This window comes from Candidatus Pelagibacter sp. Uisw_134_02 (assembly GCF_047720265.1).
Classification (GTDB): domain Bacteria; phylum Pseudomonadota; class Alphaproteobacteria; order Pelagibacterales; family Pelagibacteraceae; genus Pelagibacter.
On the sequence record NZ_CP159813.1, the window covers coordinates 1099119 to 1112847 of the forward strand.

Here is a 13729-nt window from a genome sequence, read left to right on the forward strand (position 1 = left end):
TATTTTATTAGTTTTATCAGTTATCAAAATATATCAAATGCCTCATTTAATTTTAGTTAGACATGGTCAAAGTGAGTGGAATCTGCAAAAAAGATTTACCGGGTGGGTTGATATAGGTCTTACAGGTAAAGGAAAGTTAGAGGCTTGTAAGGCTGGAGAGCATATTAAAGAACTAAAAATAAATATAGATTATTTTTATTCATCATTTCAATTAAGGGCAACTAATACTCTTAAACTTATACAAGATACATTAAGAAGCAAAAAAAAACCTGTAAAAGCTTGGCAATTTAATGAAAGACACTACGGAGAATTAACTGGTTTAAATAAAGATGAGATGAAAGAAAAAATGGGTGAAGATAAAATTCACGAATTTAGAAGATCTTGGGACATAAAACCTGCTGCTCTAAGTAGAAATAATCCTTATCACCCAATAAATATTGATACTTACAAAACTGTTCCAAGAGAAAAAATTCCTGATACAGAATCTCTTAAAGATACTTACGAAAGAGTAATTGAATATTATAATTCTAATATTAAAAATAAATTATTAGATAATAAAAATATTTTAATTTCAGCTCACGGAAATTCAATTAGAGCTTTGTGTAAATTTTTATTTAAACTAGATAATAAGAAAATAGCATTACTTGAAATACCAACTGGGAATCCACTTTTAATTAATCTCAATTCAAAACAAGGTATTATTGAATGTAAATATTTAGACAAAGATAGAGCTAAAGATTTAATTATTTTTTAATAACTCTTTATAAATTTCAAGATTAGTTAAGTGATAAAAACTTTCTATACTTTCGTAACCATATAATTCATTTGTGTTAACTAATCGACTCCAAATTTCTGATATAGAAAAGTCACTAACTGAATGTGAGTAAAATAAATCTTTATTCATTATTTGACAACCTGTATAAATTAGATCATTTTGAAGATCTTTATTAATTTTATTCTTTAAAAGATTGAAATCACCTTTTAATTTTTTATCAAAACTAAGCTTTTTATTAACAAGTAAAAGTATATTTTTAATTTGATTACTAAAATAGAAATCTTCCATACATTTAATTTTTTTTAAATAACCTTTATTCCAAATAGTATCTGGATTTAATATTAAAAAATCTGAGTCACTCGAGGAATTCATCATATTTAAAATCCCTCCCCCTGTATTTAAAATTTTTTTTCCATCATTGATTATTTTAATATCTAAATCAAATTTTTTTATCTCAACAAAATTTTCAATTTTTTCTTTTAAATAAAATGTATTTAATATTATTTTTTTTATTCCTAAAGATCTAATTAAATTGATGCAGTTTTCAAGTAGTGTAATTTCATTAATTTTCAACAATGGCTTCGGCTCTACTAGAGTTAGTGGGTTTAACCTTTTTCCATAACCAGCACACAAAATTAATGCAGTGTTAATTTTCATTTAATGTTCCTTGTTTTCTTTGGAAAATTATCATCCAGTACTTTTTTAAGGCCATCAAATATTTTATTATTTTGTGTTCTAAACTCTATTAATTTCCAGGCGTAGGGTATTAGTTTTAAATATGTCTTTTTTTTATCTCTAGAGGCCAGCCTTGTAAAAATCCCTATTATTTTCATATTTCTAATCACTGATAATATTTCGAAATCATTTAATAAAATAACTTTATTAATTTTATTTTTGCTTAGTTTTAAATAATAATTGTAAATATTATTTTTTAATTTTTTGTTAGATTTATACCTAACATCATCAATTAGGGATGCTAGATCATATGCCTTATTACCAATCAGGGCATCTTGAGTATCAATTGTTGCTAATTTTTTTTTATGTCTCATTAAATTTGATACATGAAAATCACGATGAACAAAAGTTTCATTTTTCATCTTAAGATTTGACAGTAAGAATTTTATCTGCTTATTTATTTCAATATTAACTGATAGTAATTTTTTTTTAGACACGTATTTTTTTGTATACCAGTTAGAAAATAATTTTGCTTCTTTAAATAATTCATTGTTTTCATAAATTGGGACTTTATAATTTTTTCCTTTAAAATTTTTAATTGTGTTTTGTTTGATCTTTTGAACTTCTATAAGCAAATCAACAGATTTTTTGTATAAATTAATTTTATTACTTCTACTTTTTTTTAATAATTTAAATACAGTATCATCACCAAAATCTTCAATTTCTATAAAATTTTTTTTATAATTTTCTTTATACAATTTTGGTGCTAGAATTTTATTTTCAATCAACAAGTTATTTATAGCAGCGTATATTAATAGGTTTTTTTCTTTTTCTTTAACTGCATAAACAATAATTGAATTTTTTTTATTATATTTTTTCCTATAAAAAGATCTAAAAGATGCATCGCCCTTAATTTTTATTATTGTTGATTTAATTAATTTCATCTAATATTTTTTTACTTAAACCCTTGATAGATAAAAATCTTTTTTTCATATCTTCTGCATATTTAAAGAATAGTTCAATTTTATTATCAATTTTACTATCAATTTTGTCAGGCCATTCAATCAATGTCAGGATCTCTTTCTGATTTTCTAATAACCCAATATTTTTTGTCTCATCACTACTTTTTAATCTATATAAATCATAATGTTGAATTATAAAAATTCCAACATCATATTCGTTTACTAAGTTAAAAGTGGGGCTTGTAACTTCTGTTGGGTTTTGATGATTGTTTACTTGAAGATGGTTTACTAAATATTTTATAAAGGTTGTCTTTCCAACTCCAATTTCACCATGAAAAAAAACTATGTCACCCTTTTTTAATATCTTTGAAAAATTTTTTGCTAATTCAGCTGTCTTAACTTCTAAAGAGATATCTATTATTTCGCTATTAGTAGCGATATGCATCTGGCTTAAATGGACCTTCTGTTTCAACACTTATGTAGTCAGCTTGGTCTTTTGATAATTTTGTAAGTTTTGCACCAACTTTTTTTAAGTGAAGCATCGCTACTTTTTCATCCAAATATTTTGGCAGAACATAAACTTTATTTTCATAATTTTTATGATTATCCCAAAGTTCTATTTGTGCCATTACTTGATTTGTAAATGATGCACTCATTACAAAACTTGGGTGTCCTGTTGCACATCCTAGGTTAACTAGTCTACCTTTTGCTAGAAGAATTATTCTTTTTCCATCAACCAATTCAATCTCATCAACTTCTGGTTTAACTTCTGTCCATTTATAATTTTTTAATGCATCTACTTGAATCTCATTATCAAAATGACCAATATTACATAATATTGCTCTATCTTTCATGTTTCTCATATGGTCAGCTGTAACAATATCTTTGTTGCCTGTCGCCGTTACAACAATGTCTGCTTTGCTAATTGCTTCATCCATCAAAACTACTTCATATCCTTCCATTGCTGCTTGTAGTGCACAAATTGGATCTGCTTCAGTAACCATAACTCTTGCACCACTTTGCCTTAAAGATGCAGCACTGCCTTTACCAACATCACCAAAACCAGCAACAATTGCAATTTTACCAGACATCATCACGTCTGTTGCTCTTCTAATTCCATCTACTAAACTTTCTCTACAACCATATAAATTATCAAATTTTGATTTTGTAACTGAGTCATTAACATTAATTGCAGGGATTAATAAAGTTCCTTCTTTTTCCATTTTATTTAATGCTTTAATACCAGTTGTTGTTTCCTCAGAAACACCTTTGATATTTTTTAATAAATTCTTATAATCATTATGCATGATAGCTGTTAAGTCGCCGCCATCATCTAATAACATATTTGCTTGCCAATCTTTTTTTCCCTCGATTGTTTGTTTAATGCACCACAAATACTCTTCTTCTGTCTCACCTTTCCATGCAAAGACGGGTATCCCTGCTTTAGCTATAGCTGAAGCAGCATGATCCTGTGTTGAAAAAATATTACAAGAAGACCATCTAATTTCTGCACCAAGGTCTACTAATGTTTCAATTAAAACTGCTGTTTGGATTGTCATATGAAGACATCCTAAAATTTTTGCTCCTTTTAAAGGTGCCTTACCTGAATATTCTTCTCTTAATGCCATTAGTCCTGGCATTTCACTTTCTGCAATAGAAATTTCTTTTCTTCCAAAATCTGCAAGTGATATATCTTTAACTTTAAAATCATCCATTGCACGGTTTTATATAATAAAAATTTGATTAATCAACTTATCATTAAGACTTAGGAAATATAATTTCTACATTTGCTCCTTTTTTTGCAACGTTATTAGCTGCTTTAATAGTAGCACCATGTAAATCAACTAAGTTTTTTACGATATTTAACCCTAGACCTGAATGTTCACCAAAATTATCAGGCCTATTACTATAAAACCTATCAAATATTTTTTTTGTACTAGTTTCCTTAAATCCTTTACCTTCATCTATAACCCTTAAAATAATTTCATTTATATCATTTCTAAAAATTTCAACTAAAATTTTTTTATTGTCTTCACTAAAAGAAATTGAATTATCAAGTAAATTTGCAATAATTTGTTCTACTCTATTTTCTATTCCATTTATAAAATATTCTTCTTCATTATTTAAATCATTTAATATAATTTTAATACTTCTTTTAGTTTCATAAATACTATTAAAATCATCAACTACAGATCTTACAATTAATTTAAGATTAATTTTTTTCATTTTTTCTTTACTCAAAGCAACCTCATCTTTCAATATTTGAGAATAATCAGTGATTAATCTTTCAATTCTTTGTACATCATGATTAAGAATATTAATCAATTTTCTCCTTTGAGATTGATTGTCAGTTTCATTTAATATTTCTGATGCACTTTTTAGAGATGTTAAGGGATTTCTTATTTCATGAACCAAGTCTGTCGAAAAATTTTCTGCATGAGAAATTCTTTTTTTAAGTTCATTCGTCATGTCATCTAATGAGATTGACAATGTTCCAATTTCATCGTTTCTTTCTTTGAGTTCATTTATGTTTGTTTTTTTTCTACTTTTTTCTTTAATTATTTTTGTATATGTCACTAAGTTTTTTATAGGCTTCAAAAAATATCTGTTCAAAACAAATGAAAATATAAATATAACTATGATAATAAAAATTGCTGTCCTTAAAATAAAAGTTTTTCTTTCATCAATTGCTAACTTTACATCATTTGCATTTTCTGAAATTGCCAAATAACCAATATTAACATTGTCTAAAGTTACATTTTTTACTGTTGTTAACAAAAATTGATCGTACCCTTCCTGTATAAAAGTAAAAGATTTACCATAATCTTTTGACCAAGAATAATTTGTTAAAATATCTTTTAAAGAAACAGTTTTTTCGTTATTTATATTTTTTGTCTCAGTTATTTTTTTACTTGTTTTTTCATCCAAAATTTCTAACTGAACTATATCTAATCTATTTGAAAAAGATCTTGGGTCCAAATCTAATGTATCGGTATCACCAACTAAGTTAAATTGATTATCAAAAAGAATAACTCTATCTAAATTTTGAAATAAAAATCTTGTTGAGAATAAAAATCTTCTTATATCTTCTTCTTCAAACTTAATATTTAACCTTAAAATATGTTCAATTGTATTATCTATTATTTGAACATGATTATTTTTTTTATCTTTTATTAAGTTTGGTTTAACATTGCTAATGTATAAAAATGCAAAGCTACCAATAATTAAAAAAATTATTAAATTGATGAATAAAAATTTTTTTAAAATAGATAAGCTTTTTAGAAAACCATCAAACATTAACTAACATTCCACCTGTATCCACTGCCATATCTTGTTTCTATTGCAGTGAAATCAGGATCAACTTTTTTGAATTTTTTTCTAATTCTTTTAACATGACTGTCTATAGTTCTGTCTTCTATGTCGGTGTCTTCTCTATAAGCAATATCCATTAATTGTGCTCGCTCTTTAATTATTCCCGGTCTTTTAGCCAATTCTTTAACAATCAAGAACTCTGTAGTTGTAAGCTTATCTGGCAACTGCTTTCCATCCCATGCACACTCAAGTTGTGAGGGGTCAAGCTTGAGCTTTCCATGAGAAATAATACTTTTTGTTTCTTCAAGATTGACATTAATATCTTTTTTTCTAAGCTGAACTCTTATTCTTTCAATTAAAACTTTTATGGAAAAACCTCCTGATTTTTTTATAAAATCATCTGCACCTAATTTTAATCCTAATAATTCATCTATTTCATCGTCTTTAGATGTTAAAAAAATTACTGGTAAAGAAGTTTTTTTTCTTAATTTTTTTAAAAGTTCTTCTCCATCCATTTTTGGCATCTTAATATCAATAACAGCTAAATCTGGTGGTGTTCTAGCTAAACCAATTAAAGCACTTTCGCCATCAATATAGGTTTGAACCTTAAAGCCTTCTTTTTCAAGCGCTATACTTATACTTGTGAGTATATTTCTATCGTCATCAATAAGAGCTATTGTTTGTGTTTGCATAATCTACTTTAAAAATACTAAATTGTTCTAATTTAGGCAATGGAGATAAATTAATGAAGTATTCCCCAATTGTCGCCTGTATTCACGTCTACCGTTAATGGTGTTGAAAAAGTGTGTAAATCACTTTCTGTAACACTCGTCATTTCATCCTTGATTATTTCAGTTATGTTTTTAACTTCTTTTACCGGAACCTCAAAAATTAGTTCATCATGAATTTGTAATAATATTTTTGATTTGTTGTTTTTAATGCTTTCAAATTTTTTATTAAGTCTAATCATAGCAAGTCGCATGATTTCAGATGCTGACCCTTGAATGGGTGCATTAATAGCTGCTCTTTCTTGAAAATTTCTTACATTGAAATTTTTATCATTAATTCCATTAAAATGAGATCTTCGACCAAAAATATTATTCACATAGCCACTTTTTCTACAAAACTTAATTGTATTATCCATATAAATTTTTATTTCAGGAAATTTTAAGAAATAAGCATTTAAAAATTCATCTGCTTCATGATTTGAAACGTTGATTTGTTTTGCAAGTCCATATTGTGAAATACCATAAATTATTCCAAAATTAATGGCCTTGGCCTTCCTTCTCATGTCTTGGTCTACTTTTTTAATATCAACATTAAATACTTGGCTTGCTGTAAGAGAGTGAATATCTTCATTATTACTAAACGCTTTTTTCAGCTCTTTGACTTCTGCCAAATCTGCTAAAATTCTCATTTCAATCTGATTATAATCTGCAGATATTAATGTGAAGCCCTTTTCTGCTATAAAAGCTTTTCTTATATCCTTACCATCCTCTGATTTAATTGGAATATTTTGTAGATTTGGATCACTGGAAGCCAATCTTCCTGTTGTTGTTGCTGCCAATAAAAATGATGTATGAACTCGTTTTGTGTTTGGATTAATATGTTCAGGTAAAGCATCTGAATAAGTATTTTTAAGTTTAGATACTTGTCGCCAGTCTAGAATTAATTTTGGAAATTCATGTCCTTTAAATGCTAAGTCTTCTAACACACTTGCATTTGTAGCAAAACTTCCTTTTCTAGTTTTTTTAAGTACGGCAATCTTTAAATCATTATAAATAATTTCACCTAATTGTTTTGGTGAGGCAATATTAAATTCTTTTTTTGAAAGTTTAAAAACTTCTTTTTCTAGTTTATTAATCTTTTTCTCAAATTTTTCAGACAAAACCTTTAAAAATTTATTATCAACTTTTATTCCTTCAATTTCCATAAATGCCAATATTTTAATTAAAGGTTTTTCAAAGATTTCATAAATGTTAATTAATTTTTCTAATTTTAAATTTTTACTAAATATTTTATATAACCTATAGGTAATATCTGCATCTTCAGCCGCATACTCCATTGCCTTATCTAGCTCTACATCACTAAAATTTATTTCTTTCTTGCCTGTGCCAACAATTTCTTTAAATGAAATTGTTTTATGCTGTAGATGAATTTCAGACAAGGTATCCATGTTATGTCTATTTTTTCCAGCATCCAATACATATGACATCAACATTGTGTCTTCCATTGAATTCATATTTATTCCTTGTTTAAACAAGACAATAAAATCAAACTTAATATTTTGACCAATTTTTTTTACACTCTTATCTTCCAAAAGTGGTTTTAATTTTTTAATTACAGCTTCTTTTTTTAAACATCCTTTAAACTTATGACCAATTGGAATGTAGCAAGCCTTACCAATTTTAGTGCTTAATGAAATTCCCACTAAATCAGCTTGATGTGCATCTAGTGAGCTAGTTTCAGTATCAATTGCTAGTTCTCCAGCTTCTTCTGCTTCGTTAATCCACTCATCTATTTCTTTTTCATTTGTGATGAGATGATAATTTTTTTTATTTATGTTTTGCTGTTTTTTTTCAGGTTTTGTCTCTCTTGTGATTTCTCCTAGCTCAGGTTCTCCATATGCAGAAATGACAGAGCTAAGAAGTCTATTAAACTCCATTTCTCTTAAAAATTTATATAGCTTATCTTTATCAATCTCCTTTAGATGAAATTCTTCTATCTTTCTTTCAACTGGAGCATCCTTCATGAGTGTCACTAATTTTTTACTAATTATCGCTTTGTCTTTGTTTTCTATAAGTGTTTCTCTTCGTTTATTTTGTTTTATTTCTTGAGCGTTATCCAACAATTTTTCTAAAGTACCATATTTATTAATAAGTTCTGCTGCAGTCTTAACACCTATTCCTGGAACACCAGGGACATTATCACTGCTATCCCCAGCTAAGGATTGAACATCAATTACTTTTTCCGGGCCTACACCAAATTTTGTTACTATATCTTCTGGTGTTATAAATTTGTTCTTCATTGGATCAAACAAACGAACATCTTTTTTATATAACTGCATTAAATCTTTATCTGAAGAGACTATTGTTACCTTCGCACCTTTTGCTAAGATTTGTTCTGTATAAGTCGCCAATAAATCATCTGCTTCATAATTAGGAAGATCGATAGATGGTAAATTAAATGCAATAACTGATTTTCTTATATATTCAAATTGTGGCGCTAAATCATCTGGTGCTTCTGATCTATTCGCTTTGTAGTCTGAATAAATTTTATTTCTAAAGGTCTTTCTTGCTGAATCAAAAATTACAGCAAAGTGTGTTGGCTTTTGTAGATTTTCATTAGATTTGGAATCCTCTAATAATTTAAATAGCATGCTGCAAAAACCACTTACTGCGCCTACTGGTAGGCCATCACTCTTTCTTGTTAATGGTGGAAGAGCGTAATAAGCTCTAAAAATATAACCAGAACCATCTATCAAATAAAAATGATCTGTTTTTTTTATTTTATCCATTAGATAATATTATCTTAATTATTTTAAATACTATAAGTGTATTAACGTACATGAAGCAAAAAAATATACTTTCTGTCAAAAACTTAAAAAAAATTTACTTTAATAAACAGACTAAAGACAATCATGCTTTAAATGATTTAAACTTAGACGTGAAAGAAGGTGAAATTTTTGGCCTCCTTGGTCCTAATGGTGCTGGTAAAACAACATTTATAAATATTTTAGCTGGAACAGTAATAAAAACAGCAGGACAAGTCAGTGTACGGGGTTTTGACTTGGATAAAAACCCTAGACAAGTTAGGGCTTCAGTTGGAATAGTCCCGCAAGAAGTAAATCTTGATCCATTTTTTAGTCCAAGAAAATTATTAGAATTGCAAGCAGGTCTCTATGGAGTTGAAAAAAAAGACAGAATTACAGATACAATTCTACAACTAGTATCTTTAGAAAAACAAGCTAATAGCTACGCTAGAAGCTTATCAGGCGGAATGAAAAGAAGATTACTAATGGCTAAAGCTTTAGTTCATCAGCCTCCAATAGTATTTTTAGATGAACCTACGGCTGGTGTAGATGTAGAGTTAAGGCAGAATTTATGGAAAAATGTAAAATTACTTAATGATCTTGGTGTAACTATAATTTTGACAACTCATTATCTTGAGGAGGCTGAAGAAATGTGTGATAGAATAGCTATTTTAAATAAAGGAAATATAGTTGCTCTAGATAGTACCAAAAATCTATTAGATAGAATTCAAACTAAAAAAGTAACTTTTAAAACTGATAAAAAAATTGATATTAAAGATGATGATATGAACTCTTTAAAAATAATATCAAAACTGGATACAGAAATTTGTGTATCTTATGAAAAAAGTAAAATTCAAATTGAAGAATTAATTAATTTAATTAAGAAAAATAATGCAAAAATTATTGATATATCCACTGATGACGGTGATTTAGAAGATGTTTTTCTTAGATTAATAAAAAACTAGATTAATTTATTTTAAAATAGTAATATGATTTAATGCAAACAATAAGTCTTTCAAATAATTCTGGTATAATAAAATCTTTTTTAGCTGCTATATGTGGAACAGCATTACTTGCTATCTCCTCAAAAATACAAACACCTTTTACTTTAGTTCCAGCAACAATGCAGACTTTTGTAGTATTATTTCTTGGAATGGTTTTGGGCTATAAATTAGCTGTAGCTACAGTAATATTATATTTAATTGAAGGATCGATAGGTTTACCAGTATTTGCAAAAGGTGGTGGCTTTGCTTATCTGATGGGTCCAACTGGTGGTTACTTAATTGGATTTATCTTAACAGCTTTTTTTGCAGGAATGATAAAAATAAAAAATGATCCAATTGTTATATTCATTTGTTTACTATTATCTGTAAGTGCATCTTATGTTTTTGGTTTATTAGGATTGTGGAATTATATGGGTTTGGATAAAAGTTTTAACCAAGTATTTTTATTGGGTGCTCAACCATTTTTACTTATTGAGATTTATAAAATTTTAATTCTTTCAGTATTATCAAAACAAATTCTTAAACTTAGAAGATTTATCTAGGGGATCTTTTGGATAGAATTCTCTGTAAGGTTCTTCTATGCATCTTAAGTCTTCTGGCTGTTTCTGAAACATTTCTATTACATAATTCAAAAACTCTATGAATATGTTCCCATTTTACTCTATCTGCTGACATGGGATTTTCTGGTGGCTCAGCTTTTTTTTCTGGATCTGCTAGCAATGCTTTTTCAACGTCATCTGCATCAGCAGGTTTAGCAAGATAATCAATTGCTCCTTCCTTAATGGCTGCTACTGCTGTTGGTATGTTTCCATAACCAGTTAACATAATTATTCTGCTGTTAGAATCTGAATTTTGTATTTGTTTTACTACCTCAAGCCCATTTCCGTCAGCCAACCTTAAATCTACGACAGCAAAACCTGGCTGTTTATCTTTTACAGATTGTATCCCTTTTTTTACACTCTCAGCTTGCAAAACCTCAAATCCCTTCTTTTCCATAGCTCTAGCCAGTCTCTCTCTAAAAGGATTATCATCATCAACGATTAACAACGATTTGTTATCAAAATCACTTATTTTTTTTAAATATGCCTGTTCAACCATATAACTCATATGGTGCTTTATCTGATAATTTCAACACCCATTATTTGCTTTACATTAATTAAGTATTACCTTAATTGCATGATTTACATGAAAGTTTTTAAGTATTTTAAAAACTTTTTTTTATTAAATTTTTTTTGGAGGCATATAAAATGCAAAAATTTAAAACAGTTGATGAACTTATAAATCAACTTAAGCCAGAACAGCCTATTTATTGTATTAGGAAGAAATCAATACAATTAGCATCTACATATTTTAAGAAAAAATTTCCTGGCAAGGTTCTATATGCAGTAAAAACCAACCCGCATCCTGAAGTTTTGAAGACAATAGTTAAGAGTGGTATTGAAAACTTTGATGTAGCCTCTATTCAAGAAATTAAAGATATAAGGGCAATCGATCCTAATGCTAAATGCTCTTATATGCACACAGTTAAAAGTAGAGAAAATATTAGAGAAGCCTACTTTAATTATAATATAAAAACTTTTTCTTTAGACACTAAAGAAGAATTAATAAAAATTATTGAAACAACCAATCAAGCAAAAGACCTTGAGCTATTTGTTAGAGTTGCTGTATCAAATGAACATGCTGAAATAGATCTATCTAAAAAATTTGGAGCACTAACATCTGAGGCGATCGGTTTGTTACGATTAACAAAACAATATGCAAAAAAAATAGGTTTAAGCTTTCATGTGGGATCACAATGCATGCATCCTATTTCTTATGCAAAAGGTATTGCAGATATAGGAAATATAATAAGAAAAACAAAAATTATTCCAGATTATATTAATGTTGGAGGAGGATTTCCCACAATTTATCCAGATCTTGTGCCTCAATCTTTGGATAGTTATTTTAAAGAAATAAAAAAAGGTTTAATAAGTTTAAAATTAGAAAAACTTCCTGAAATATTATGTGAGCCAGGTAGAGCATTAGTTGCAGAAAGCGGATCAACAATTGTAAGAGTAAATCTCAGAAAAAAACAAAAGCTTTATATAAATGATGGAACGTACGGAACTCTTTTTGATGCTGGCACACCAAATATAGTTTATCCTTCGCGTTTAATAAAAAATAAAAAAATAATATCAAAAAAGTTAACTGCTTTTGATTTTTATGGCCCTACATGCGATAGTATAGACTACATGAAAGGACCATTTTTACTTCCAAATAATATTAAAGAAAATGACTATATAGAATTAGGTCAGCTGGGTGCTTACGGTTTAACCTTTAGAACTCAATTCAATGGTTTTTACTCAAATGAGATCTATGAAGTAGAAGATGAACCAATAATGACACTGTATGGTAAAGACAGTAATAAAAGTATATTAGTTGCTTAATGTCAGAGAACAAAAATTTAACCCATAATAGCAAAAAAAAATTCTTACAAAATCCAGTTGAGCACATTGATATTACCTCATTTGATGCAAGAAAAATAATTTCCTCAATGAAAAAAATGTCTTTTGTTTCAAGAGAAACAGCAAATGCAGCAAATATTTATAATGAAATGATTCAAGATAAAGATTGTACTATTTTTTTAACACTTGCAGGATCAACATCTGCAGCAGGCTGTATGAATATTTATAAGGATTTAGTTAAATATAATATGGTTGATGCAATTATTGCAACAGGGGCATCAATAGTTGATATGGATTTTTTTGAAGCTCTAGGTTTTAAACATTACCAAGGTTCTCAATTTCAAGATGATACCGAATTAAGAAAAAATTATATAGATAGAATTTATGATACATATATTGATGAAGAAGAGCTACAAGAATGTGATCGAAAAATAGGTGAGATAGCAGACAGTCTAGAACCACGAAGTTATACTTCAAGAGAATTTATTTACGAAATGGGAAAATATTTGAAGAAACACTCAAGAAAAAAAGATTCACTCATTGAAACAGCATATGACAATAATGTTCCTATATTTTGTCCAGCATTTACTGATTCAAGTGCTGGTTTTGGATTGGTAGTACATCAAGAAAACAATCCAAAAAATCATATAACAATCGATTCAATTAGAGAATTACGTGAGTTAACAGAAATAAAAATTCAATCAAAAGGTTCTGGCTTATTTATGATAGGGGGTGGAGTCCCGAAAAATTTTGTTCAAGACACAGTCATTTGTGCTGAACTTTTGGGAAAAGAAGTTAATATGCATAAGTATGCAGTTCAAATCACTGTAGCAGATTCTAGAGATGGAGCATGTAGTAGTTCTACTTTAAAAGAGGCAAGTTCATGGGGTAAAGTAGATATTACAAAAGAGCAGATGGTTTTTGCAGAAGCAACCAGTGTTTTACCTTTAATTGCAAGTGATGTTTACCACAAAGGTGACTGGAAAAATAGAACGAGAAAAAATTTCTCAAAAATATTTAAATAA

General features: G+C 28.1%; 13 protein-coding genes. 5 read left to right on the forward strand and 8 right to left on the reverse strand.

Features of this window, described 5'->3' with window-relative positions:
* Positions 1-37 precede the first annotated feature (37 nt).
* On the forward strand, positions 38-754 hold the full coding sequence (locus ABXT56_RS06010; RefSeq protein ID WP_415299807.1) for a 2,3-bisphosphoglycerate-dependent phosphoglycerate mutase: 717 nt from the start codon (positions 38-40) through the stop codon (positions 752-754).
* On the opposite strand, the gene ABXT56_RS06015 is transcribed toward ABXT56_RS06010, so the two are convergent.
* From ABXT56_RS06015 to polA, 7 genes are read right to left on the reverse strand one after another with little or no spacing between them, the layout of a single operon-like run.
* Complete coding sequence (locus tag ABXT56_RS06015; RefSeq protein ID WP_415299808.1) at positions 740-1432, reverse strand: sugar phosphate nucleotidyltransferase; 693 nt, start codon at positions 1430-1432, stop codon at positions 740-742. The two genes, ABXT56_RS06010 and ABXT56_RS06015, sit on opposite strands and share 15 nt — an antisense overlap.
* Complete coding sequence (locus ABXT56_RS06020; RefSeq protein ID WP_415299809.1) at positions 1429-2394, reverse strand: phosphotransferase; 966 nt, start codon at positions 2392-2394, stop codon at positions 1429-1431. The genes ABXT56_RS06015 and ABXT56_RS06020 overlap by 4 nt, the downstream gene beginning before the upstream one ends.
* Positions 2381-2857: a tRNA (adenosine(37)-N6)-threonylcarbamoyltransferase complex ATPase subunit type 1 TsaE gene (gene tsaE / locus ABXT56_RS06025; RefSeq protein WP_415299810.1), complete on the reverse strand. Its 477-nt coding sequence runs from the start codon at positions 2855-2857 to the stop codon at positions 2381-2383. Before tsaE ends, ABXT56_RS06020 begins: the two co-directional genes overlap by 14 nt.
* On the reverse strand, positions 2841-4127 hold the full coding sequence (gene ahcY, locus ABXT56_RS06030) for an adenosylhomocysteinase (RefSeq protein WP_415299811.1): 1287 nt from the start codon (positions 4125-4127) through the stop codon (positions 2841-2843). The genes tsaE and ahcY overlap by 17 nt, the downstream gene beginning before the upstream one ends.
* 43 nt (positions 4128-4170) lie before the next feature.
* On the reverse strand, positions 4171-5709 hold the full coding sequence (locus tag ABXT56_RS06035; RefSeq protein WP_415299812.1) for a sensor histidine kinase: 1539 nt from the start codon (positions 5707-5709) through the stop codon (positions 4171-4173).
* The gene (locus ABXT56_RS06040) at positions 5709-6416 is read right to left on the reverse strand and encodes a response regulator transcription factor (protein ID WP_415299813.1); all 708 of its coding nucleotides are present in this window, start codon (positions 6414-6416) and stop codon (positions 5709-5711) included. Before ABXT56_RS06040 ends, ABXT56_RS06035 begins: the two co-directional genes overlap by 1 nt.
* Before the next feature lie 50 nt (positions 6417-6466).
* A complete protein-coding gene (gene polA, locus ABXT56_RS06045) occupies positions 6467-9241 on the reverse strand; it encodes a DNA polymerase I (protein WP_415299814.1) in 2775 nt (924 codons plus the stop codon).
* Positions 9242-9291: 50 nt separating this feature from the next.
* Between polA and ABXT56_RS06050 the strand changes: the two genes are divergently transcribed.
* A complete protein-coding gene (locus tag ABXT56_RS06050) occupies positions 9292-10221 on the forward strand; it encodes an ABC transporter ATP-binding protein (protein ID WP_415299815.1) in 930 nt (309 codons plus the stop codon).
* Between the two features lie 32 nt (positions 10222-10253).
* Positions 10254-10802 carry a biotin transporter BioY gene (locus tag ABXT56_RS06055; protein ID WP_415299816.1) on the forward strand — a complete coding sequence of 183 codons (549 nt, stop codon included), beginning with the start codon at positions 10254-10256 and terminating at the stop codon, positions 10800-10802.
* On the opposite strand, the gene ABXT56_RS06060 is transcribed toward ABXT56_RS06055, so the two are convergent.
* Positions 10795-11358, reverse strand: a complete 564-nt coding sequence (locus ABXT56_RS06060; protein ID WP_415299817.1) for an ActR/PrrA/RegA family redox response regulator transcription factor — start codon at positions 11356-11358, stop codon at positions 10795-10797. The genes ABXT56_RS06055 and ABXT56_RS06060 overlap by 8 nt on opposite strands.
* Before the next feature lie 149 nt (positions 11359-11507).
* Between ABXT56_RS06060 and ABXT56_RS06065 the strand changes: the two genes are divergently transcribed.
* Positions 11508-12686: a type III PLP-dependent enzyme gene (locus ABXT56_RS06065; RefSeq protein ID WP_415299818.1), complete on the forward strand. Its 1179-nt coding sequence runs from the start codon at positions 11508-11510 to the stop codon at positions 12684-12686.
* Entirely contained in the window at positions 12686-13729 is a 1044-nt protein-coding gene (locus ABXT56_RS06070; protein WP_415299819.1) for a 1,9-bis(guanidino)-5-aza-nonane synthase, read from the forward strand. The genes ABXT56_RS06065 and ABXT56_RS06070 overlap by 1 nt, the downstream gene beginning before the upstream one ends.

Coding starts and splice junctions, on each gene's coding strand:
- ABXT56_RS06065 (WP_415299818.1), top strand. CDS start 11,508: ATGCAAAAATTTAAAACAGTTGATGAACTTATAAATCAACTTAAGCCA.
- ABXT56_RS06040 (WP_415299813.1), bottom strand. CDS start 6,416: ATGCAAACACAAACAATAGCTCTTATTGATGACGATAGAAATATACTC.
- ahcY (WP_415299811.1), bottom strand. CDS start 4,127: ATGGATGATTTTAAAGTTAAAGATATATCACTTGCAGATTTTGGAAGA.
- ABXT56_RS06060 (WP_415299817.1), bottom strand. CDS start 11,358: ATGGTTGAACAGGCATATTTAAAAAAAATAAGTGATTTTGATAACAAA.
- ABXT56_RS06050 (WP_415299815.1), top strand. CDS start 9,292: ATGAAGCAAAAAAATATACTTTCTGTCAAAAACTTAAAAAAAATTTAC.
- ABXT56_RS06070 (WP_415299819.1), top strand. CDS start 12,686: ATGTCAGAGAACAAAAATTTAACCCATAATAGCAAAAAAAAATTCTTA.
- polA (WP_415299814.1), bottom strand. CDS start 9,241: ATGGATAAAATAAAAAAAACAGATCATTTTTATTTGATAGATGGTTCT.
- tsaE (WP_415299810.1), bottom strand. CDS start 2,857: ATGCATATCGCTACTAATAGCGAAATAATAGATATCTCTTTAGAAGTT.
- ABXT56_RS06015 (WP_415299808.1), bottom strand. CDS start 1,432: ATGAAAATTAACACTGCATTAATTTTGTGTGCTGGTTATGGAAAAAGG.
- ABXT56_RS06010 (WP_415299807.1), top strand. CDS start 38: ATGCCTCATTTAATTTTAGTTAGACATGGTCAAAGTGAGTGGAATCTG.
- ABXT56_RS06020 (WP_415299809.1), bottom strand. CDS start 2,394: ATGAAATTAATTAAATCAACAATAATAAAAATTAAGGGCGATGCATCT.
- ABXT56_RS06055 (WP_415299816.1), top strand. CDS start 10,254: ATGCAAACAATAAGTCTTTCAAATAATTCTGGTATAATAAAATCTTTT.
- ABXT56_RS06035 (WP_415299812.1), bottom strand. CDS start 5,709: ATGTTTGATGGTTTTCTAAAAAGCTTATCTATTTTAAAAAAATTTTTA.